A 21,864-nucleotide genomic window follows, 5' to 3' on the forward strand; every position below is an offset into this window, starting at 1 on the left:
CCCGGGACGCTTTCCGCGTCCCGGGCCCCGGTCGTCGTGTGCGCGCTTACGGCCGGGGCCGTCAGGCGGCGGCCGCGCCGCCGCGCTCGATCAGGCGCGGCAGCATCCGGAAGCCGATGCCACCGGCGATCATCGTGGCGGCGCCGACCACGAGGAAGGTGGTCTGACCGGCACCGGTCTCGGCCAGCTGACCGGCCTGCGCGGGCTGGCCGGACTGGCCGCCCTGCCCGGACTGACCGGACTGACCGGTCTGGGCCAGCTCCTCCTTGGGCTTGCCCTGCTGGACGGGCTGGACGCCGGCGTTGTCGGGGCTGGTATTGCAGTTGCCGTCGGTGTCCACCGGGCAGGTACGGGCGTCGTCGCCGCCGTCACCGCCGGTGGAGCCACCGCCGGTCGTGGCGGAGCCGCCGGTGGCGGAGCCGCCGGTGGCGCCCGAGCCACCAGTGGTGGAGCCGTGGTCGCCGCCGGTCGTGGAGCCACCGGTCGTACCGCCGCCGGTGGTGGAGCCGCCCGAGGTGGAGCCACCGGTGGTGCCGCCGCCGGTCGTGGAACCGCCCGTCGTACCGCCGCCGGTGGTGGAGCCACCGGTCGTCGAACCGCCGGTCGTGGAGCCGCCACCCGTGGTGGAGCCACCGGTCGTCGAACCACCGCCGGTGGTCGAGCCACCGGTCGTGGAACCGCCGGTCGTGGTCTCGCCACCGGTGGTGGAACCGCCCGTGGTGGAGCCGCCGGTCGTGGTCTCGCCACCCGTGGTGGAGCCACCGGTGGTCGTGCCACCGGTCGTGGAACCACCGGTCGTGGAGCCGCCACCCGTGGTGGAACCGCCGGTGGTCTCGCCACCGGTCGTGGAACCGCCCGTGGTGGAACCGCCAGTGGTGGAGCCGCCGGTCGTGGAACCACCCGTCGTGGAACCACCCGTCGTGGAACCGCCGGTCGTGGAGCCGCCCGTGCCGGACGTGGGCTGCGGGATCTCGGTCGGGCCGGTGGTGGGGTCGTCGGCGGCCGCGGTGTGCACACCGACGCCGCCCTTCACGCCGAAACCGCCGACCTCGACGTCGACACCGGCGGCCGAGGCCGCACCCGCGGCCGTCAGCGAAGCGCCGGCGGCGATCATCGCGCCGGCGGCTATGCGCGCAACGCGCAGTCGCGTCTTACTCGTCATCTGCCTGCTACCCCCAGTAGCTGAACTCGTCGATGGAGCAGCTGCGCACGGGGCCGCGGCGCTTCGGGGGACGGCGTGACCGATCCGGCCCCGTACGCATGTCGTACGGGCCGGGCCGCTCGCCCCCCGCCACACGCGCCCCAGTGATTCGCATGCCGCGCGCCAGCCTTCCCAGTTTTCTGGGCAGCGTCAAGGAACTTACGGGCGCGATGTCCGGCTATGCGGGGGTTGCGGCAAACAAGCGGAGGGAGTTGTTCTACTTCTCCTGCTGCTTGCGCCAGCGGATGCCGGCCTCGAGGAACCCGTCGATGTCACCGTCGAGGACGGAGGTGGGGTTGCCGACCTCGAACTCCGTGCGGAGGTCCTTGACCATCTGGTACGGGTGCAGGACGTACGAACGCATCTGGTTGCCCCAGGAGCTGCCGCCGTCGCCCTTGAGCGCGTCCATCTTGGCGCGCTCCTCCTGGCGCTGGCGCTCAAGGAGCTTGGCCTGGAGGACGTTCATGGCGGTCGCCTTGTTCTGGATCTGCGAGCGCTCGTTCTGGCAGGAGACGACGATGCCGGTGGGGAGGTGCGTCAGGCGGACCGCGGAGTCCGTGGTGTTGACGCCCTGGCCGCCGGGGCCGGAGGAACGGTAGACGTCGACGCGGAGGTCGGACTCGTCGATCTCGACGTGGTCGGTCTGCTCGACGACCGGCAGCACCTCGACGCCTGCGAAGGAGGTCTGGCGACGGCCCTGGTTGTCGAAGGGCGAGATGCGGACCAGGCGGTGGGTGCCCTGCTCGACGGAGAGGGTGCCGTAGGCGTACGGCACCTGGACGGCGAAGGTGGTCGACTTGATGCCGGCCTCTTCGGCGTACGACGTCTCGTAGATCTCGGTCTTGTAGCCGTGGCGCTCGGCCCAGCGGAGGTACATGCGCTGGAGGCGCTCGGCGAAGTCGGAGGCGTCGACGCCGCCGGCCTCGGCGCGGATGTTGACGAGGGCCTCGCGGGAGTCGTACTCGCCGGAGAGGAGGGTGCGGACCTCCATCTCGTCGAGCGCCTTGCGGACGGAGGTGAGCTCCGTCTCGGCCTCGGCGAGGGCGTCGGCGTCGTCCTCGGCCTCGGCGAGCTCGAAGAGCACCCCGAGGTCGTCGATGCGGCCGCGGAGCGTCTCCGTCTTGCGCAGCTCCGCCTGGAGGTGCGACAGCTTGCTGGTGATCTTCTGCGCCGCCTCCGGGTCGTCCCAGAGTGACGGGGCGGCCGCCTGCTCCTCGAGCACGGCGACGTCGGCCCTCATCTTGTCGAGGTCCAGAACGGCCTCGATCGACCCCATGGTCGAGGAGAGGGACTTCAGCTCTTCGGATACATCAACGACTGCCACGCACCCAGCCTAACGGCTGCGCCGGGCTTCCCGGTCCGAAGGAGCACCCGGAACGCCTGGAGGCCGCCCTTCCGGGCGGGGCGGGGGCCGCAGCGGGAGGCTTCGCCCCGCCCGGGCGCGGGTCCGAGGGGGGCCGGGGCGGCAGCCCCGGGAAACTGGGGGTACCTCCCAGCGGTAGCTGGGGGAGATCAGCCACCCGCTACGTGCCCGGCGGTGCCGGACCGCCCCCGCCCCGCGCCGCCCCCTACCGCGTGCCCGCCACCGGCGGCGCCGTGTGGTGGATGCCCGGCGGCTGGGAGCCGCCCGGCTTCGCGTCGCCCGTGTCCGAACCGCCGCTCGTGGCGAACCAGCCGCCGACACCCGCCGCCGCGGCCAGCGCGACGGCCGCCGCGCCGAGGCGGATGCGGCGGCGCCGTACCTGCTCCGCCGGGGAGCGGTGGCGCGCGGAGCCCGCCCGCGGCTGCCCCGGCGAGCGCGGAGCGCGAGCCGTCCCGTGGGGGCCGCCCGCGAGCTCCTCGGGCCCGGGCACCCGCATGCTGGTGTGGGTGTCCCGGCTGGAGTCCGAGACGCCCGCCCCCGGCACGAGCGGCACCACGCCCCGCCGGCGCGGCTCGGGCACGGCCGCCGCGGCAGAGGGAGCGGGGGCAGGGCCCCCCTCCGCGGCGGCGGGAGCCTCCTCCTCCGGCTCGTCGATGTCGAGCGGCGGAATCCCGGCCAGGTGCGGCAGCAGCTCCCGCAGCCGGGCCGCCAGCTCCGAGGCGCGCAGCCGGGACGCCGGGGCCTTGGCGAGGCACTGCACGACGAGCTGCCACAGCTCGTCGGGGATGCCCGGCAGCGGCGCCACCGTCTCCGTCACATGGCGCCGCAGCACCGCCCCGGGATGGCCGCCGCCGAAGGGCGTGAAACCGGCCAGGAGCTCGTAGAGGACGGTGGCCAGGGCGTAGACGTCGACGGACGCGCGCGGCGGCAGGCCCTCGATGATCTCGGGGGCGAGGTAGTCGGGCGTGCCGATGACGCTGCGGGCGCCCGGCGAGCGGTCACGGTCCCGGTCGCGGGCGGGCGCCGGGCGGGGCACGTCCACGAGCCGGGCGATGCCGAAGTCCGTGAGCAGCGCGGGGTGCGCGCCGGCGGGCCCGAGGGGGCCCTGCATGTCGAGGAGGACGTTCTCGGGCTTGACGTCGCGGTGCACCACCCCGGCGGCGTGCGCGGCGGCGAGGCCGTCGGCGACGTCGGCCACGATGGCGACGGCCGCCTCGGGCGCGAGGCGCCGCTCGCGGTCGAGCCGGGTGCGCAGGTCGGTGCCGCGGATGAGGTCCATGACCAGGGCGAGGTCGTTGCCGTCGACGACGAGGTCGCGGACGCCGACCACATGGGGGTGGTCGAGACCGAGGAGGGCCGCGCGCTCCTGCACGAAGCGGCCGACGAGCTCCTGGTCGGAGGCGAGATCCTCCCGCAGGAGCTTGATGGCGACCGGCCCCTCGGGGCCTTCGCCGAGCCACACCGTCCCGACACTGCCCCGTCCCAGGACCTGGTGGGCGGTGTACCGGCTGCCGATCTTCCGTGCCAAGACTGTTCCCCGACTCCTCCGCCATCCGGCGACATCATCCGACGGGCGCGGCCGGGCGGCCGTCACCCGCGCTGGCGACCAAGCTACGCGGCCGGAGGGGCGTTGGGGACACCGATTCAGTGCCAACCGTTACTTCTGAGGCAGAAAACACCCTTCGGGTGTCGACATATCGACTGCCTTATCGGTTCTCCAACACCCCGTCACCATCCCGGTGACTGGCCGGAACCCGACCCCGCTCCGGAGTCGGAGCCCAGGCTCGAGAGCCAGTCCTTGACGCTGGTGATCCAGTCCCGGGCGGCGTCCCAGAAGCTCTTGCCGTCGGCGACCCAGTCCTTGAGCGGCGTGAACTCCCACACCAGCCAGGAGCCGACGATCAGCAAGACGATCATGAACAGACAGCCCTTGAGGCAGCCCAGGCCCGGGATCCGCATGGGGTTCGCGCTGCGCTGGCGCGGCGGGCGCGGCTCCCGGCGCGGGGCGGGCGTCGGCTCGGGCGGGGGCGCGGGGGCGTACCGCTGCGGCTGGGGCTGGGGCGGCTGCGGGGGCTGCTGGTAGCGCGGTGCCCGCTGAGGCTGGGGCTGCGGCTGCCGCCGGGGCGGCCGCCGCGCCGGGTACTGCTGCTGCGGCGGCTGCGGGGCGTACTGCTGCTGGGGCGGCTGCTGGTAGCCCTGCGGCGGCTGGGCCGGGCGGCGCTGGGGCCTGCGGCGCAGCGGGTCCTCGCCCGGGTCGAGGTACTGGGTCTGCTCGTTGCGGTCGCGGGCGGCGCGCATCTGGTTCTGCCACGGGTGCGGGCTGTCGCCCTGGCCCGGCTGGGCGGACGGCGGCCCCGGCGGTACGGGCGGCATGACGCGCGTGGGGTCGCCGCCCTGCGGGCCGGAGCCCGCGGAGAGCACCTGGGTGGGGTCGGCGTCGCCGGTCCGCCCGGGGCCCGACAGGCCGGTGCTGGGCAGGACGCTGGTCGCGGCGTTCGGGTCGTACCCGGCCGGGGCGGTCCCGGCGGAGGACGGGAGCACCTGGGTGGGGTCGGCGTCGCCGGTGGCGGGACCCGTGCCGGGGAGGGTGTGGAGGCCCGTACCGGGCACCCGGGTGGGCTCGGGGTCGGGCGCGAGCAGCGCGCCGACGCCCAGCGCCGCCTCTGCCTGGTCCGGGGAGGCGTGCACGCCGACGCCGGAGGCGACGACGCGCAGGCCGCGGGCGAGGTTCTCGGCGCTGGGCCGCTCCTCGGGGCGCTTGCGCAGACAGCGCTCTATGACCGTCCACAGCGGCTCGGGCACGGTCGTGGGGCGGCGCGGCTCGGCGCTGAGGTGCTGGTGGAGGACCTCCAGGGCGGTGGCGCCCGCGAACGGCGGACGGCCGGTGACCAGCTCGTACAGCAGGATGCCGGCGCCGTAGATGTCCACGGCGGAGGTCTGCGGGCGGCCCTCGGCGGACTCGGGCGCGACATAGGCCGGGGTGCCGACGAACTCGTGGGTGCGGGTCAGGCCGGGCGAGTCCGCGAGGCGCGCGATGCCGAAGTCGGTGAGCATCGGGTGCATCTGCCCGGCTTCGCTCTTCAGCAGCACGTTGGCGGGCTTGAGGTCGCGGTGGACGATGCCGTCGGCGTGGCTGGCGGCGAGGGCGTCGGCGATCTGCGCGGTGAGCAGCGCGGCCGCGACGGGCGTGAAGGGGCCGTTCTCGCGGAGGTAGCGGTGGAGGTCCGGGCCGTCGACCAGGTCCATGACGAGCGCGAGGAGATCGCCCTCGACGACGAGGTCGCGGGTGCGGACGATGTTGGGGTGGGTCAGCCGCAGGAGCACGGAGCGCTCGCGCAGGAAGCGCATCACGACGTCCGCGTCGTGGGCCAGCTCCTCCTTGAGGACCTTGATCGCGACGGTCTCGCCGGGCTGCCCCGCCACCGCCGCCTCGGCGCCGGCCGCCTCACTCCCCCTGAGCGCTGACGCGCCAGGGGATGCCCCCATGCGGGCACGCCAGACGGTGCCCGTGGCGCCGCGTCCGAGCGGCTCCTCGAGCAGGTACTTGCTGCCTACCGGCCGCACGTCATGCGCTCCCTGGTCGTGATCCGGATGCCGAAGCCTTCGATACCGTCGCCTTCCACCGGCACCTCCGCCCCACTGTAGTGCCGCCGTCCGGACCGTCGGCCCGGCGAATCCGGTGGGCTTATGGGTGGGGCTCATGGGAAAGACGCGGGCCGGGTGCGGATGGTTGCCGCAAGCGGTGGCGCTCCCCTCAATATCGGCAATAAAGGGGTCGAGAGGAGGCAATTCCCAGAAGAAATCAGCCATCGCCCCACCACGACCAGCGCGTTTCGCATACTCGGACCGTCGTTCAAGATCACGAATCGAGTCTCGCCGGGCGAATCGTCCCCGGTGGATGCGAGGATGCTCGCGGCGAGAGGATGCTGCTCGCCAGCACGGATGCGGCGGGGAGGGAGCGGGAAGACCCCGCGCGACGTGGTGACCTGTACGTGCCGACGCGCCCGTGCGAGGTGGGGGAAGGCCTGGCGCCGCCCCTGCCGCGTACTCCGGGCAGGAAGGGACCGTTGACGGCGATGCAGATCCGGCTGACCGTCCTCGGGCCGCTCAGCGGCCACACCACGTGCGCCTGCGATGTGCTCGTGACCGCCCCCGCGGGGACCGCCCTGGCCGCCGTGACCAGCGGCCTCGCCACGGCCGTCGCGGCGGCGGGATCCGACCTCGGCAGCGGTGCCGTCGTCGTCCACTCCGGCGACGAGCGGCTCGACCCGCAACGCTGTGTGCTGGGCGAGCCGCCGCTGATCGACGGCGCGGTGCTCTCCCTGGGCGCCCCCGCCGACCCCGAACGCCACGTCCCCCTCACCGGCCCCCTCCCGGCCGCCGCGCGCCTCCACGTGGTCTCCGGCCCGGACGCGGGCGGCGTCCACCTGCTGCACGGCGGCGAGGTCCGCGTCGGCCGCTCCAGCTCGGCGGACATCCCCCTGGACGACCCCGACGTCTCCCGCCTCCACTGCGCGGTGACGCTTTCCGACGCCGGCGTCGTCACCCTCCACGACCTTGGCTCGACGAACGGCACCGCCCTGGACGGCGCCCCGGTCGACGGCACCCCCGTCCCCCTGGCCCCGGGCGCGCTGCTGCGGGTCGGCGAGTCGACGCTGAGCCTTTACGGGGTGGGTGCGGGGGCAGGTGCCTCGAACGCCCCCGACGCCCCCGACGCCCCGGGCGCCCTCCCGGCGACACCGGACGGCGAAGGGCACCTACGGGTGCCCGTGCGAGTGCGGGGGGCGGCCGGGCCCGGGGAGAGCGCGGTGGCGCTACCGGGCGCGCGACGCGATACGGGCGCCCCTGGGGGCGCCGGGGCGCTGGGCGGTGGCCTCGCGGCCGGCCCGGCTACGGCGGCGGCCTCGGCGGACACCGGTCCTGGGAGCCGGGGTGCAGGCGCCCGTACGGGCCATACGAGCGGACATACGAATCCGGACGGGCAGGCCGGCACAGCGGCCTCGGCGGCCGGCACGGTCGTACCCGGCGGCTCCGCCGGCCCCTCGGCCGGCGGCGGGGAGCCGGGCTGGGGCGCGGGAGCACAGGCCGGTTTCGCGGGTGGCGTGCCCGCGTCCGGGCGGGCGCCGGCCAGTTGGGGTTCGGACGCGCGGGCGGCCCGTGCGGGCGACCCCGAGCAGGGGCCCGCGTGGCGGAGCGGCGGCCCCCTCGACGCGTCCCCGGACCGGGACAAGGACCGGACGAACGGCCGGGGCGACGGCGGGACGAACCAGGCCGCCGGATTCGCGAACCTCACCGGAGCCGACGCGGCGACGGCGCCCCCCGGCACGTACCCGCCGCACCAGGCGGACGCCTACGGCGATGGCGGCGACGGCGGCCACGCCACCCACACCGTGCGCGGCAACGCCGCGTTGACCCCCGGCACGGCCGCCGCGCCCGCGCAGCCGCCGCAGGCGGACGGCGGCGGCAAGCGCCGTGCCCGCGGCATAGGAGCGTGGGCCCGCCGCCTCGCCGGTGGCGGGCGCGCCGCCGCGCAGCGCGAGGCGTCGGTGGGCGAGGGGCCGCAGGAGCAGGCCACTGGCGCGCCCGAGCGCGCCCCGGGCACCGCCGCCGCGCTGCGCGAGCGCTGGCCGGACCCCGCCGCCGTGCTGCTGACCGCGCTGGGGCCGGGCCCCCGGCTGTGGGAGCGCGGCCCGGGCCACCCGGACCTGCTCACCGTCCGGCTGGGCACGGCCGACCGTTACGCGCCCGACGGCGGCGAGCCGCTGCCGTCCGTACCGGTGACGGTCGGGCTGCGCGAGGTCGGGGCGCTCGGCATGACCGGGCCCCGGGAGCGGCTGTCCGGGCTCGCCCGCTCCGTGCTGGCGCAGCTGGCCGCGCTCCACGCGCCCGGCACCCTGGAGTACGTACTGATCAGCACCGACCGGTCGCGTCCGGCCGAGGAGCGGGCGGCGGAGTGGTCCTGGCTGGGCTGGCTGCCGCAGCTGCGGCCGGCGCACGGGCAGGACTGCCGGCTGCTCGTCGGCTACGACCGGGAACAGGCCGAGGCCCGTACCGCCGAGCTGGTGCGGCGCCTGGACGACGGCCCGCTGGGCACGGGCTGGACGACGGCGCCGCCCGAGGCCGTGGCGGCGGCCGCCGCGCGGCACGAGGGCCCGTACACGGTGCTGATCGTCGACGGCGACCCCGGTTCGACGGCGCTGCGCGAGACGGTCGCGCGGCTGGCGACGGGCGGTCCGGCGGCGGGCATCCACGTCCTGTGCCTGGCGGAGGCCCCGGCCACGACGCCCGCCTCCCCCGTCTCCGCGACGCTCGCGTCGGCCGAGGCGGTCTCCCCCGCGTTCGCGCACTGCGGCGCGGTCGCGCTGCTGAGCGGTGACGTGGCGACGGTGGTGCAGGTCATCCACCGCGCCTCGGCGCCGTCCGCGCCCGTAGCGCACCCCGTGCGCCCGGGCCACACGATGATCGCCGCGCTCGACGCCGTGTCCGGCGCGTGGGCCGAGCGCTTCGCGCGGGCCCTGGCGCCCCTGCGCATGGCGGACAACGTGGGCGACCCCGCGCACGCCTCGCGCATCGCGGCGGCGCTGCCCCGGTCGTCCCGGCTGCTGGACGAGCTGGGGCTCGCCCGGGCCACGCCCGCCTCGCTGACCGCCCGCTGGGCGGCCGCCACCGACCGGGGCACCCGGCCCGGGGGCCGGGCCGTGGCCGTACTGGGGGCCGGGCCGCACGGCCCGCTGTCCGTGGACCTCGCGGCGGACGGGCCGCATCTGCTGGTGGAGGGCTCCCCGGGCAGCGGGAAGACCGAGCTGCTGCGTTCGCTCGCCGCGTCGCTCGCGGCGGCCGACCGGCCGGACCGGCTCTCGCTCGTCCTGGTGGACGGGGCGGCCGCCGAGCGGGGCGAGGGCCTGCGGGTCTGCACGGACCTGCCGCACGTGTCGACGTACCTCGCCGCCGCCGACCCGGTGCGGATGCGGGAGTTCGCCCAGGCGCTCGCGTCGGAGCTCAAGCGCCGCGCCGAGCTGCTGGGCACGCTGGACTTCGTCGGCTGGCACGACCGGAACCCGGCCCCCGGCCCGAACGTGGTCGGCCCGCGCCGCTCCGCCGAGCCGACGGCGGCCCCGGCTCCGGTCGCCGCCGCTCAGGTCACGGCGGCCGCGTCCGGGCCCGTGTCCGGTTCGGGCATCGGTGCCGGTGGCGGTGCCGTCCCCGGTTCCGGTGCCGCCGATCTCGAGTCGGCGCCGAGCGGGACGCTCAAGTTGCGTACGCAGAGCGGCGGTCGGACGCGTACGGCCGAGACGGCCCTGCCCCGGCTCGTCGTGCTCGTCGACGACTTCGACTCCCTGGTCGCCCCCGCGCTGGGCAGCACGGGCCGCCCGGCGGCCGGTTCGGTCGTACGGGCCCTGGAGGCCGTGGCGCGGGACGGCGAGCGGCTCGGGGTGCATCTGATCGCCGCGTCGGGCCGTCCGGACCGTACGGCCGACACGGCGGCGGTCGAGCGGGCCGGGCTGCGGGTGACGCTGGACATCGCCCCGCCGTCGGCGGACGCCGGCGGAGACGGGCCGGGCGCGGGCGAACCCGCCCCGGGGCGCGGCCGGTTGCGGCGTCCGGACGACGACGCGACCACCCCGTTCCAGGCGGGCCGGGTCACCGGCCGCATCCCCCGCACGGCGACGCTCCGGCCGACGGTCGTGACCCTCGACTGGCAGCGTCTGGGCGACCCGCCCACCCGCCGGCCGGTGCGCGAACTGGGCAACGGCCCCACCGACCTCGCCCTGCTGGCCAGCGCCCTCCAGCGCGCGGCGCAGTCCGCCGGGGCCCAGGCGGCACCCCCGTTGCTGTAGTGGCGGACCGTCCGTGCCGGAGCGTCACAGCCCTGTCACGATCGGCTGGTTGACGTCGGAGACGGTATTGCGGCGGTCCGTGCCGGGGCGTAGGACTGTCGCACGGGAGTGCGGCCGTATGCCGGGGCGACGTGCGGCGCGGCCGTCGACGGGGACCGGGCACGGGAGGTACGGGCCATGCGCACGGCAACACGTACATCGCTCCGCGCGGCACGCGCGGAGCGCACTCCACGCCCGCGCGGAGCGGGCGGCGCGGGCGCGCGGAGGGGCGCGCTGGCCCTGGCCGTGGCGGGAGCGCTGGCGCTGACCGCCGCCGGCTGCGGGGACAGCGGCGGGGACAAGGACAAGAACGGCGACAGACCCGCCCCCGGACAGTCCGACCTCATCACGCATACCGTGCAACTCCCCAAGCTCAACGGGCAGAAGCTCAAGGTGACCGCTGTCTGGACGGGGGTCGAGCAGAAGAGCTTCACCAAGGTCCTGGACGAGTTCGCCAAGCGCACCGGCGCCGAGGTCGCGTACGTGCCCAGCGGCGACGACATGTCCGCCTTCATCGGCTCCAAGGTGGCTGGCGGCGACCCGCCGGACGTGGCGATGCTGCAACAGCCGGGCGCACTACGGGAGTTCGCCGGTAAGGGGTGGCTCAAACCGCTGGGCGAGGAGGCCCGGGCGCAACTGAAGAAGAACTTCCCCCAGGGCTGGCAGGATCTGGGCTCCGCCGACGGCAAGCAGTACGGCGTGTACTTCAAGACCAGCAACAAGTCCCTCGTCTGGTACAACACCAAGATCTTCGAAGCGGCGGGCGTCAAGGTGCCCGCGACCTGGCCGGATTTCCTGCGTACCGCGCAGGCCGTCGCCGAGTTCGGCGTCTCGCCGGTGTCGGTGGGCGGCGCGGACGGCTGGACGCTCACGGACTGGTTCGAGAACGTCTACCTCTCCCAGGCGGGCCCGGAGAAGTACGACCAGCTGGCCCAGCACAAGATCAAATGGACCGACCCCTCCGTCAAGGAGGCGCTGACCACGCTCGGCCAGCTCTTCGGCAAGAAGGAGCTGCTGGCGGGCGGCCAGGAGGGCGCGCTCCAGGCACAGTTCCCCACGTCCGTCACCCAGACCTTCAGCGGGGGCGAGAAGGCGAAGGCCGCCATGGTCTTCGAGGGCGACTTCGCGGCCGCGAACATCACTGCCGCCAAGGCGAAGATCGGCACCGACGCCAAGGTCTTCCCCTTCCCGGCGGTCGGCGGCCGCTCGCCCGTGGTGACCGGCGGCGACGTGGGCGTGGCCCTCAAGGACGGCCAGGCGGCGCAGGCGCTGCTGACCTTCCTGGCCTCCACCGACGCCGCCGGGATCTGGGCGAGGGAGGGCGGCTTCATTTCCGCGAACAAGAACCTCGACCTCGCCTCCTACCCCGACGACGTGCAGCGCTCCATCGCCAAGGCGCTGGTCTCGGCGGGCGATTCCTTCCGCTTCGACATGTCCGACCAGGCGCCCGCCGCGTTCGGCGGCAAACCGGGGCAGGGCGAGTGGAAGGATCTCCAGGACTTCCTGCGGAACCCGGCGGACGTGGAGGGCACCCAGCAGCGGCTGGAGTCCGACGCGGCCAAGGCCTTCAAGAACTGACAGGACTGGTCGCCATGACCACCGCCACAGCCGTTCCACCGCCACCCGATCCCCCCGTACGCCCGGCTCCGGCCCCGGTGCGGGGCAAGGGCCGGGGCGCGCTCGGCACACGGCCCTGGGTGGCCGCCTGCTTCCTGCTGCCCGCGCTGGCCCTGCTGGGCGCCCTCGTCGTCTATCCCATCGGCTTCTCCGTCTACCGCAGCCTCTTCGACGCCTCCGGCCATGGCTTCGTGGGCATGGACAACTACCAGGAGGTCTTCACCGACGCGCGGATCCGCACGGCGCTGAAGAACAATGTCATCTGGGTCGTCGTCGCCCCCTCCGTGGCCACCGCCCTCGGCCTGATCTTCGCGGTGCTCACCGAACGGGTGCGCTGGGGCACGGCGTTCAAGCTCGTCGTCTTCATGCCGATGGCCATCTCGATGCTCGCGGCGGGCATCATCTTCCGCCTGGTGTACGAGCAGAACCCGGACCGAGGCGTCGCCAACGCCGTCTGGGTCGGCATCCACGACACCTTCGCCGCTCCCGCCCCCTTCCCGGGGGCGCACCCCCGGCCGGCGGGGGACCTCGTGGCGAGCGACGGCGGCTTCTTGACGAAGACGGCGGCGCGGGCGGGCAGCGCGGTGGCGCTGCCGCTGGTGGCCGTGAAGCCGGAGGACGTGTCCGGCGCCAGGGACGCCATCCCCGCGCGGGACGTGGCCGGGAAGGTCACCGGCACGGTGTGGATGGACTTCACCCGGGGCGGCGGCGGAACGGCCGGGAAGATCGACGCGGGTGAGAAGGCCCTGGCCGGGGTGACGGTGGAGGCCGTCAAGGACGGTAGGACCGTCGCCTCCACCACCACGGACCCCGACGGCACCTTCACCCTGCCCGCGGCGGCGGACGGCGCCCGGTTGCGGCTGGCCGCGGCCAACTTCGCCTCCGCCTACAACGGCGTCGACTGGCTCGGCCCCTCCCTGGTGACGCCGTCGATCATCGGCGCGTACATCTGGATGTGGGCGGGCTTCGCCATGGTGCTCATCGCGGCCGGCCTGGCGGGCGTGCCGCGCGAGCTGCTGGAGGCGGCGCGCGTCGACGGGGCCAACGAGTGGCAGGTCTTCCGCCGGGTGACGGTGCCCCTGCTGGCACCGGTCCTCGCGGTGGTGGTCGTCACCCTGATGATCAACGTGCTGAAGATCTTCGACCTGGTCTACATCATCGCCCCGGGCTCCAGCCTCGACAACGCCAATGTGCTGGCCCTCCAGCTCTATCAATCCTCCTTCGGCACGGACGTCAACCAGGGCGTGGGCAGCGCCATCGCCGTTTTCCTGCTGCTGCTCGTCACTCCGGTGGTGATCGTGAACATTCGCCGGATCCGGAAGGAGCGGCAACGATGAGCCTTCAAGACACCGCTGTACGGGGCGAGGTTGTACGGGGCGAGCGCTCCCTCCCCGCCCGGCTGGCCGCCCGCCTGGGCGCGGGGGCGACGCGTGGTTTCCTCGTCCTGGTCGGGCTGTTCTGGCTGATGCCGACCGTGGGGCTGCTGCTGTCCTCGCTGCGCGACAAGGCCGACATCGCCGCCTCCGGCTGGTGGCAGGTCTTCGCCCACCCGTCCCAGCTGACGACGGAGAGCTATCGCACGCTCTTCGCCAACGACAAGGTGACGCACTCCCTTCTGACCACCGCGCTGATCACCGTCCCGGCGACGGTGCTGGTGATCCTCGTCGGCGCCCTCGCCGGATACGCCTTCGCCTGGCTGGACTTCCCCGGCCGGGACTGGTGGTTCATGGTCGTCGTGGGGCTGCTCGTGGTGCCCGTGCAGGTGGCGCTGATCCCGGTGGCCAAGCTCTTCAGCGCGCTGGGCATCTTCGAGTCCACCGTGGGTGTGGTGCTCTTCCACACCGCCTTCGGGCTGCCCTTCGCGGTGTTCCTGTTGCGGAACTTCTTCGCGGAGATACCGCGCGAGCTGCTGGAGGCGGCCCGGCTGGACGGCGCGGGCGAGCTACGGCTGTTCACCCGGGTCGTACTGCCGCTGGGCGGGCCGGCCGTCGCCTCCCTGGGCATCTTCCAGTTCCTGTGGGTGTGGAACGACATGCTGGTCGCGCTGATCTTCGCGGACAGCGGCAACCCTCCCATCACGGTGGCCCTTCAGCAGCAGGTCCGGCAGTTCGGCGACAACGTGGACATCCTCGCGTCGGGCGCCTTCCTCTCGATGATCGTTCCGCTCGCGGTGTTCTTCGCCTTCCAGCGTCAGTTCGTGAGCGGGGTGATGGCGGGCGCGGTGAAGTGACGGCGTGTGCGTGGCCATGCCACAGGTACGTGGCGGCTAACGCCACAGGTACGTGACGGCTAACGCCGCAGGTACAGCGACACCGCGCCTCCCCGTACGAACACCGTGGACTCCTCCCGGTACAGCGCGTCGAGCTCCCTGGCCTTGGCGGACTCGGCGCGCTGGGCCCGGAACCAGGGCGTCCCGACCGTGGTCGTGTCCGCCACCACCCACACCCGCGTCCCCGGGGAGAGCCCCCGTAGCCGGGAGCGCAGCTCCCACGCCCCGACCTCCTGGCCGTAGAGGGTGCCGGAGGCGGCGGGCGACTTCTTGAGGGTGAGGTCCCGCAGCCCCCTGAAGGCCTCCGGGTAGGCCAGGGATATGCGGCGCTCGTGGAGCGGGAGGAACAGCACCGCGTCCCCCGGCCGGGCCGTCCTCCCGACGGCGGCGGCCACCCGGGCGAGTTCGTCACCCCGGCTGGACGGCAGCCGCTCGCGCTCGTGGAAGGGCAACTGCGCCACGAAGACCGCCGCCACGGCCGCGACCCCGACCGCCGCCACGACGCGTGGCCACGGCAATAGCCCGAGGAGTCGTTCCGCGCCGGCGGCCGCCAGCAGCGGGACGCCCGCGAGGCAGAAGAGCAGATAGCGGTCGAGGAAGAGCGGCTGCAACTGGGAGGCCGCGTAGAGCAGCACCGGCGGTACGACGGCCAGCGGCAGGGCGATGGCGGTCAGCCGCAGCGGGCCCGTGCGGGGCAGGGGGGCGAGCGCGGCGACGGCCATCAGCGCGACCACGCCGGCCACCACGGGCTCACCGGGGCCCGCGAAGGCGTGGAGGAGCGCCTTCGCCTGCTCGTATCCCGGTGTGCGGAGCCAGGAGACCTGCTCGCTCTGGCCCCGGGAGAGCACGGCCAGCGGCGCCAGCACGGCGCAGGCCGCGGCCGCCGCGCAGCCCCAACCGCGCCATATCCGCCCCGGGACCCGGGAGAGCAGCAGCGTCAACCCATGGGCCGCCAGTAGCAGGATCGCGAACTCGTGCAGCAGCGCCGTGACCGCCACCACCGCGCCGTAGCCGGCCCAGCGCCCGGGCGAACCCCGCTCGACGGCCTCCAGCAGCAGCCACGTCGCCAGCGCGCCGCCCGCCGCGACCAGGGCGTACGAGCGGCCCTCCTGCGCGTAGTGGCCGACGAACGGGGTGGCCGCGTACAGCAGCCCGGCCCACAGGCCCACCCGGGGGCGGGCCAGCCGGCAGCCGATCGCGCCGATCAGCCCGGCGGTGACGGCCGCGGCCACGACGGACGGCAGCCGCAGCGTGGTCTCGTCGGCGCGCAGCGCCAGCACGGGGCGCATCAGCAGGTAGTAGAGCCCGTGCACGGCGTCGACGTGGCCGAGCAGGCGCAGGATCTCGCCCGTCGAGCGGCGCGCCACCTGGAAGGTGGCGGCCTCGTCCCGCCACATCGTGCCCCGGTCGAGCCCCCACAGGCCCAGGAGGAGCATGACGGCGGCGGGCACGATCACGGCCAGGGGCACGGCGGCGGGCAACCCCCGGAGCGTGTCCCCGAGCGTGACCGTCCATGGCGCCCTCGGCTCCGTCCTCAGCTCGGGCCGTACCGCGGTCCGTGCCATCCTCGCCCCTCCCCACATCCGCTGCTGTCGGCCACACGCGGTCGCAGAATGCCCCGATTACACATACTTATTGGATAAAACTGTGCTTTATGGCAGTGAACGGGAGTGGAATCCCTGTCGCACACCCCGCCGCCGGGCTCCCGGCGGCCGTCCGGGCCGACGCCCGGGTCGGCGTGATCGTCATCGGCTACGACGACGCCGCCCATATCGGCCACGCCGTGCGCTCCGCCCTCGGCCAGGGCCCGGCCGTCGCCGAGGTCGTCGCCGTGGACGACGCGTCCACGGACGGCACGGGGGCCCTCCTCGACCGACTGGCCACGCGCGAACCCCGGCTGCGGGTCGTCCACCGGGCCGTCAACAGCGGTGGCTGCGGCACTCCCCGCAACGACGGCCTCCGGGCCGCCACCGCGCCCTATGTGATGTTCCTCGACAGCGACGACATCCTCCCCCGGGGCGCGGTGACTGCCCTGCTGCGCGGCGCCCTGGCCCATGACGCGCCGGTGACGGCGGGGCTGTGCGTCCGCCGGGAACTCCCCCGGCGGCGGGACACGCCCTGGCAGCCCGCCCTCTACCGGCGGGCCGCCGTCCACGACTCCCCCGAGGAGCACCCGGCGTTGCTGCGCGACACGCTCTGCGTCAACAAGCTCTACGCCCGCCGCTTCCTCGCCACGCACGGCATCGACTTCCCCGAAGGCCCCTTCCCGTACGAGGACTTCGTCTTCAGCGCCCGCGTCCTGGCGGCGGGGCCGCGTGTGGCCGTCGTCCCGGACCTGGTCTACGTCTGGCACGTGCGCAGGGGCGCGGCCCGGCCCTCGATCTCCCTGGACCGTGAACGGGTGGCCAACTGGCAGGCCCGTGTCCGCGCCCATGAGCGGGGTGTGGAGGTCTTCCGCGACGCCGGCAACGAGCCGCTCGCCCACGCCGCCCGGGTGAAGTTCCTCGACCACGACCTGCGGATGTACGTCCGGGAGCTGCCCGGCCACGGCCCGGCGTACCGCGCCGCCTGGTGGCGGGCGGCGCGCGCCGCGCTGGCCGCCTGCGACGAGGCCGACCTGCGTGCCGCGCGGGCCCCGGCCCGCTGGATCGCCCGGGTCGTGCTCGCCTCCGAGGCCCCGCGCGACCTGGACCGGCTCGCCCAGCTCGCCGCCCGGCCCGCCCGGCTGCTGCCGCCGTACGCCGAGACCGCGGGGCGGCCGGTCTGGGCGGCGGACCTGCCGCAGGCCGTCCTCGACGGCCTCACCGGCCCGGGCGCCAAACCGGCCCGCCGACTGCCGGTCACCGTCGACGCCGCCCTGCGCCACCGCGCGGGGCGCGGCCGCCACGCCGAACTCCGGCTGCGGGTGCACGAGCTGTACGGCCGTCTGGCGGCGGCCCGGCCACACGGCGTCGACGTCGAGCTCCGGCTGCGGGACGGCGCCTCGATCCTGGAACACACCGCCTCGCCACAGCCGGACGAACCAAATGGCCCGGACGGGCCAGGCAGGTCGGGCGGGCCAGGCAGGTCGGGCGGGCCGGGCGCCGGGGCGTCCTGGGTGGTCTCCGTACCCGTGGACCTCGCGGCGCTGGCCGCGCGGGGGCTCCTCGACGCCAGGGCCCGCAGAGCCCTCACGACCGGACCGCAGTCCTGGGACGTACGTGTCCGCATCCACTGCGCGCACGGCGGCACTCTGCGGACGGCGGTACGGGCCGTGGGCGCCGGCTCCCGGCCCGCCGTGCTGCTCGGCGCGCGGTACGGCCTGCTGCTGGCGCAGTCGCGCACCACGGCGAGCGGTTCGCTCGTCCTGCGGCTCGCGCCAGGCGCCCGGTGCGTGCTCGGTGTCGCCCTGCGCAGGGCCCGTACGCTCCTCCCCCGCCTGCCCCGCCTGCCGTTCCTGCGGCGCACGGCGGCCGCCCGTCCCTAGCCTCGTTGCACTCATGTCGCATCCCCCCTGTGGCCGGTCCGGTGGCGGACCTAGCGGTCGATCTCCTCGAACAGCGCCTCCCAGCGGTCCAGGACCGCCGGCAGGGCCAGTGGCGCGACGTGCTCGCGCGCGGCCCGCCCGTAGCGTTCACGCGCCGGGCCGTCCCCCATCAGCTCCCCCAGCGCGGCCGTGAACGCCGCGGTATCCCCGTGCGGAACGAGCGTGCCCGTGCGCCCGTGGACGACCAGCTCGCGGACGCCGCCCGACAGGTCGAAGCTCACACAGGGCACCCCGGCGGCGGACGCCTCGGCGAGGGCCATCGGCCGGCCTTCGCGCTCGCTGGTGAGGGCCACCAGGGACAGCTCCCGGTAGGCGGCGGCCATGTCGCGGACAGTTCCCCGGAAGTGGACCCTGTCGCCGACACCGAGCCGGGTCGCCCGCGCCCTCAGCTCCGGTTCCTGGGGGCCGTCACCGAAGAAGTGGAGCTCCCAGCCGGGGTGTTCGGTCGCGACGGTGGCGAAGGCGTCGAGCAGCCGGTCCAGCCGTTTGACCGGCTCCAGCCGTCCGACCGCGCCGACGCGCCGACCGTCCAGGGGCGCGGGGGCGGGAGACGCGAAGGGCAGCGGGTTCGGCATCACCCCGGCGTTCGGCAGCCGCCTGCGGCGGAACTCCGCCGCGTCCGGCTCGCTGAGGAACAACGATTTCTCCAGCGCCGGATAGTGGCGCAGGATCAGCTCCAGGTTGACGGACACCCTCGCCTGGTGGAACGACTCGTGGTACTGGCCGATGACCCGCACGCGGGCCGGCCTCGCCACGGACTCCAGCCAGACCGCCGCCCACGGCGAACCGGCGATCACATACCCCGTACCGTCCTCCGGTGTCCCGGCGAACCGTCGCGCCAGCAGCGTCCGGGCCCGCTGTCGCTCCCCGCGCTCGGCCCGTGCCGACCACAGCCGCGCCGGGCTCAGCCGCTCGGCGAGGGAGTCCGCCCGCCAGGAGGGCGCGGCGGGTGCCCGGTAGAGCGTGGTCCGCCGGTAGGCGGGATCGGCGATGTACGAATGGGGCCGGGGGCTCGGCCGGATGCCGATGAGCTCGACGGCGTGGCCGCGCTCGGCGAACCCCTGGGCGAGGGTGTGCAGCACTCTCTGCGAACCGCCCGTCGAATCGACGTCGATGCCGAGCAGGAACAGCCGCCTCCGGCGGTCCGAGTCCGGGCGGTTCACCGGGCGCTCCCCTCGAAGAACAGGTCGACCACGGCCTTGCTCGACCATCCGGTTTCCAGGGGGTTGAACCGCTCATGGAAGCGGGCGTACGCACCGGCCCACCGCTCGCGCACCCCTGTCAGATCGCCCAGCGCCTCGGCCAGGTCCCTCGTGGTGGTGAGCATCGGGCCGGGGGCGATGTCCGGCAGGTCGTAGTAGGCGCCACGCGAGAGGGAGCGGTATTCCTCGTAGTCGTCGGTGTAGAGCAGGATGGGCCGGCCCAGGTTGGCGTAGTCGAACATCACCGACGAGTAGTCCGTGAGCAGGGCGTCCGAGGCCAGCTGCAAATCGTTGAGATCGGTGAACTCACGTCCGTCGCGCACCGCGTGCCCGAGCTCGCGGGGCACGGTGAACCGTTCGTAGTAGTGGGGGCGGACCACGACCGTCCACTCCTCGCCGACCGCGTCGACGAGCCCGGCCAGATCGACGCGGATCGACGCCCCGCTGCCGCGCTCGCCGTCCCGGAACGTGGGGGCGTACAGCAGCACCTTCCGGCTGTCGGGGATCTGTAGTCGTTCCCGGGTGCGGGCCGCTCGGTCGAGCTGCCCCGGCTCGTTCCAGCGGACGAGCACGTCGTTGCGCGGCAGCCCGGTGCGCAGCAGCCGGCCCGCGTAGCCATTGGCCCGGACGAACGTCCGCTCGAACTCCTCGCTGGGGGAGATCAGCGCGTCCCAGCGGGCCACCGTCGCACGGTGCTGTCGGCGCCGCTCGGGGCCCGCCAGCCGTAGTTCGGGGATGTCGAACCCCATGTGTTTGAACGCCTGGCCGTGCCAGGTCTGGAGATAGCGGGTGCCCGCCCGTTTGGCGAAGGGCGCGGGGAAGCCGTGCGAGTCCACCCAGTAGCGCGCCCGGGCGACCGTACGGGCGTACTCCCAGCTGGCGCGCCGGACGAGCTCCACACCCTCGGGGAAAGAGGACCGGTCGCCGGAGTACGACCAGACCACGCGGAGCGGGAGGCCGCGCCGGACGAGTTCCTCGTGGATGTAGCGGGGGCTGTCGGCGTAGCCGCGCCCTTCCAGGGCCTCGAAGACGACCAGCTTGTCGTCGATGGGCAGTTTCCGCAGCTCGTGATAGGCGAGGGCCTTGACGCGAGGCCCGGTCGCGCGGCGGATCAGCCGGTGGGCACCGCGGCGCAGGGCGGTCCGGCCGGGGGCGAGGGCTTCGGCCCGGCCGAGGGCGCCCGTCCGCTCCCAGGTGAGCTCGAACCGTCCGGCGCCGTGTCCTTCGCATCCCGCCCGCACCAGGTGCCCGCCGATCCGTGCCCGCAGGGACGGCGCCGGGGCGGGGGCCAGCAGCGGATCGGTGCGGGTCAGCCCTTGCCGGGTGAGCACCACGTGGGGGTGGTGTCGCCCCCGGAACCCGGTGGGCCCGAGGGGTACCCGGCGCAGATCGATCTCGGCCCGGGCGGTGCGCGCCTCCGGCGCCTCCGTGCCCTCCCCGCCCGGCGCGCAGCCCTCCCCGCCCCGCTCGCAGCCCTCCCCACCCGGCTCGTAGTGGAGGGGGACGACGAGGGACTCGGCGGTCGCACTGACGCGCAGCTCCGCCGTGACGGGCACGGGCCCGGCCAGCAGCCGTGCCGGGTCGTAGGTGCGCAGGGTGAGGCGCAGGCGGCTCCCGGCCGGTTCGACGCGTGTCACCTCGTGCCGTAGGGGGCCGGTGGTGAAGGGCTGATCGTCCAGGCGCCATTCGGTGATGTCCAGCTCCCGGGCGGCCCGTTCGTCCTCGGGCAGCTCCCGCCCCCAGTACCGGCGCCCGGCGGTGTCGCGCACGGTGTGGCGAGGGGCGATGCGGGGCCGGTCGAGGGTGCGCGCGCATTCGGCGGCCTCTTCGAGGCGGCCGGCGAGGAGCAGGTACTGGCAGACACGCTGTTCGCGCGGCACCGTCTCCCAGGCGTCGGGCGAGATGCCGGCGAGGTAGGGGGCGACGAGGGCGGCGAACTCCCCGGTCCACCGCCGGTCGCGGAAGGGCAGGTCGCCGAGGTGGAGGCGGAGGTCGTGCCGGAGGAACTTGGCGTCCTTCGCGGGCCGCAGGCCGGCGTGGCCCGACTCCTCCAGGAAGGCGTCGACGCGCCGGGCGACGGCGATGCGGTCGGCGACGTTCCGCAGTTTGTGGCGGCTGGAGGAGATGGAGGGTCCCGTGGCCGGGTCGCCGGTGAGCCGCCAGGTGTAGACGGGCCAGGGGACGACGGCGAAGGACCGGGCCAGGGTGAGGGCTTGGGCGGTGAAGAGCTGGTCCTCGTAGTGCAGGTCCTCGGGGAAGCGCAGGCCGTGGCGGGCAAGGAAGGCGGCGCGGTAGAGCTTGTTGGTGGAGAGGTGGTCGAGGAGGTACCCGGGGGCGGCGCGCAGGTCCGTCACGAGGCGGGCTTCCCCGAAGAGCTCGGGGTACCACAGGGCGATGGTGCCGCTCTCCTCGAAGAGCCGGGTGACCTCGCCGGCGACGAGGTCGGCTCCCGTCTCCTCCGCGGCCAGCAGCAGTGATTTGCAGGAGTGGTAGGGGAGTTCGTCGTCGCTGTCGAGGAACATCACATAGGGGGCGCGGACAGCGGCGATGCCGGCGTTGCGCGGGGCGCCGCAGCCGCCGCTGTTGACCGGGAGCCGCAGCAGGCGCACACGGGGGTCGCCGACGGCCAGCGCCCGGGCTACGCGGGGGGTGTCGTCCGTCGAGCAGTCGTCGACGACGATCGCTTCGAGGCGGCGCAGCGACTGTCCGAGGACCGATCGCACGGCGCGCGGCAGCCGCCCGGCGTCGTTGTGGACGATCACCACTACGCTGACCTCCGGGGTGCCGGAGGACACGAGAACGGACATGG

12 protein-coding genes are annotated in these 21,864 nt (G+C 74.6%); 5 read left to right on the forward strand and 7 right to left on the reverse strand.

What is annotated here, in order from left to right; translation table 11 throughout:
• Positions 1-61: 61 nt before the first annotated feature.
• The 4 genes from AB0E98_RS32125 to AB0E98_RS32140 all read right to left on the reverse strand — a co-directional run bounded on the left by AB0E98_RS32125 (position 62) and on the right by AB0E98_RS32140 (position 6,128).
• The gene (locus tag AB0E98_RS32125; protein WP_361709617.1) at positions 62-1,162 is read right to left on the reverse strand and encodes a hypothetical protein; all 1,101 of its coding nucleotides are present in this window, start codon (positions 1,160-1,162) and stop codon (positions 62-64) included.
• Between the two features lie 256 nt (positions 1,163-1,418).
• Entirely contained in the window at positions 1,419-2,525 is a 1,107-nt protein-coding gene (gene prfB, locus AB0E98_RS32130; RefSeq protein WP_361709619.1) for a peptide chain release factor 2, read from the reverse strand.
• A gap of 244 nt (positions 2,526-2,769) precedes the next feature.
• Complete coding sequence (locus AB0E98_RS32135) at positions 2,770-4,092, reverse strand: serine/threonine-protein kinase (protein WP_361709621.1); 1,323 nt, start codon at positions 4,090-4,092, stop codon at positions 2,770-2,772.
• Positions 4,093-4,292: 200 nt separating this feature from the next.
• Positions 4,293-6,128, reverse strand: a complete 1,836-nt coding sequence (locus AB0E98_RS32140; protein ID WP_361709623.1) for a serine/threonine-protein kinase — start codon at positions 6,126-6,128, stop codon at positions 4,293-4,295.
• A 512-nt stretch (positions 6,129-6,640) separates the two neighbouring features.
• On the opposite strand from AB0E98_RS32140, the gene AB0E98_RS32145 reads away from it, so the two are divergent.
• The 4 genes from AB0E98_RS32145 to AB0E98_RS32160 all read left to right on the forward strand — a co-directional run bounded on the left by AB0E98_RS32145 (position 6,641) and on the right by AB0E98_RS32160 (position 14,288).
• Positions 6,641-10,402: an FtsK/SpoIIIE domain-containing protein gene (locus tag AB0E98_RS32145; protein ID WP_361709690.1), complete on the forward strand. Its 3,762-nt coding sequence runs from the start codon at positions 6,641-6,643 to the stop codon at positions 10,400-10,402.
• A gap of 177 nt (positions 10,403-10,579) precedes the next feature.
• Positions 10,580-12,019: an ABC transporter substrate-binding protein gene (locus AB0E98_RS32150; protein ID WP_361709625.1), complete on the forward strand. Its 1,440-nt coding sequence runs from the start codon at positions 10,580-10,582 to the stop codon at positions 12,017-12,019.
• 14 nt (positions 12,020-12,033) lie between these two features.
• Entirely contained in the window at positions 12,034-13,395 is a 1,362-nt protein-coding gene (locus tag AB0E98_RS32155; protein WP_361709628.1) for an ABC transporter permease subunit, read from the forward strand.
• Positions 13,392-14,288 carry a carbohydrate ABC transporter permease gene (locus AB0E98_RS32160; protein ID WP_361709631.1) on the forward strand — a complete coding sequence of 299 codons (897 nt, stop codon included), beginning with the start codon at positions 13,392-13,394 and terminating at the stop codon, positions 14,286-14,288. The genes AB0E98_RS32155 and AB0E98_RS32160 overlap by 4 nt, the downstream gene beginning before the upstream one ends.
• Positions 14,289-14,347: 59 nt before the next feature.
• On the opposite strand, the gene AB0E98_RS32165 is transcribed toward AB0E98_RS32160, so the two are convergent.
• Complete coding sequence (locus tag AB0E98_RS32165) at positions 14,348-15,892, reverse strand: glycosyltransferase family 39 protein (RefSeq protein ID WP_361709633.1); 1,545 nt, start codon at positions 15,890-15,892, stop codon at positions 14,348-14,350.
• Between the two features lie 89 nt (positions 15,893-15,981).
• Here AB0E98_RS32165 and AB0E98_RS32170 point away from each other — a divergent pair, with 89 nt between their 5' ends.
• On the forward strand, positions 15,982-17,793 hold the full coding sequence (locus AB0E98_RS32170) for a glycosyltransferase family 2 protein (protein ID WP_361709636.1): 1,812 nt from the start codon (positions 15,982-15,984) through the stop codon (positions 17,791-17,793).
• 50 nt (positions 17,794-17,843) lie between these two features.
• Here AB0E98_RS32170 and AB0E98_RS32175 read toward each other — a convergent pair whose 3' ends face one another.
• Positions 17,844-19,016, reverse strand: coding sequence for a glycosyltransferase (locus tag AB0E98_RS32175; RefSeq protein WP_361709639.1), 1,173 nt, complete (start codon positions 19,014-19,016; stop codon positions 17,844-17,846).
• Positions 19,013-21,862: a CDP-glycerol glycerophosphotransferase family protein gene (locus AB0E98_RS32180; protein ID WP_361709641.1), complete on the reverse strand. Its 2,850-nt coding sequence runs from the start codon at positions 21,860-21,862 to the stop codon at positions 19,013-19,015. The genes AB0E98_RS32175 and AB0E98_RS32180 overlap by 4 nt, the downstream gene beginning before the upstream one ends.
• Positions 21,863-21,864: the final 2 nt, after the last annotated feature.

Source organism: Streptomyces sp. NPDC037389, assembly GCF_040636475.1.
In the GTDB taxonomy this organism is placed as follows: domain Bacteria; phylum Actinomycetota; class Actinomycetes; order Streptomycetales; family Streptomycetaceae; genus Streptomyces; species Streptomyces hesseae.

Coding starts and splice junctions, on each gene's coding strand:
- AB0E98_RS32125 (WP_361709617.1), bottom strand. CDS start 1,162: ATGACGAGTAAGACGCGACTGCGCGTTGCGCGCATAGCCGCCGGCGCG.
- AB0E98_RS32145 (WP_361709690.1), top strand. CDS start 6,641: ATGCAGATCCGGCTGACCGTCCTCGGGCCGCTCAGCGGCCACACCACG.
- AB0E98_RS32150 (WP_361709625.1), top strand. CDS start 10,580: ATGCGCACGGCAACACGTACATCGCTCCGCGCGGCACGCGCGGAGCGC.
- AB0E98_RS32155 (WP_361709628.1), top strand. CDS start 12,034: ATGACCACCGCCACAGCCGTTCCACCGCCACCCGATCCCCCCGTACGC.
- AB0E98_RS32160 (WP_361709631.1), top strand. CDS start 13,392: ATGAGCCTTCAAGACACCGCTGTACGGGGCGAGGTTGTACGGGGCGAG.
- AB0E98_RS32165 (WP_361709633.1), bottom strand. CDS start 15,892: ATGGCACGGACCGCGGTACGGCCCGAGCTGAGGACGGAGCCGAGGGCG.
- AB0E98_RS32170 (WP_361709636.1), top strand. CDS start 15,982: ATGGCAGTGAACGGGAGTGGAATCCCTGTCGCACACCCCGCCGCCGGG.
- AB0E98_RS32180 (WP_361709641.1), bottom strand. CDS start 21,862: ATGTCCGTTCTCGTGTCCTCCGGCACCCCGGAGGTCAGCGTAGTGGTG.